Genomic DNA, 549 nt, shown 5'->3' with positions numbered 1-549 from the left:
TTATTTGAAATATTAGGAGTGGAATATCATCATTGATGTGTTTTGGAGGTTTAGGATCAACAAAGATTGATAAGCATGCTATATTATCTCTTTCCCACTCAACCTTATGTGATGTTAGCATGACTTTACTAATATGTATTTTTTTACCAGTTTGTTCATGAATTATATCTAACTTGCCACATCTATATTGTTTTGATTTATCTTTTATATTGTATATTGGTCTATCCAAAATTAAGTATGCAACAGTCTCTATAAAGTTAACCCTTATTAGATTATCTTTATCTGGTAATTCATTAATATTAAAAGTTTTTCTTAAAAAGAGATTAATATCTTCTCTAAGTGTTTCTAGACCAATTGCTTTAGAGATATTTGCTAAAATTAATTCTTTATTACCCCAATTAGAGTTGAGAGTATCTGCAATAGTGTTAAATACCCAACTTGTATGACCGTAATTATATTTTGTCAACTCTTTGTGTAAAATTAAGTTACAGTAAAAACTTATAAGTTTCCAATTTTTTTTATTATCTTGTTATTCTAAAAGAGTTTTTA

Annotated in this window: 1 protein-coding gene; it reads right to left on the bottom strand. The window is 26.0% G+C overall.

The features are described from left to right. Positions 1 to 466: hypothetical protein (locus tag DNK84_RS13800; RefSeq protein WP_162902518.1), on the bottom strand; the 466-nt coding region annotated here is incomplete at its 3' end. Between the last annotated feature and the right edge of the window lie 83 nt (positions 467 to 549).

Source organism: Facilibium subflavum (assembly GCF_003574485.1).
Taxonomy (GTDB): Bacteria; Pseudomonadota; Gammaproteobacteria; order Francisellales; family Francisellaceae; genus Facilibium; species Facilibium subflavum.
The sequence above is the reverse complement of the archived record's forward strand: the minus strand, read 5'-3'. Positions and strand labels throughout refer to the sequence as shown.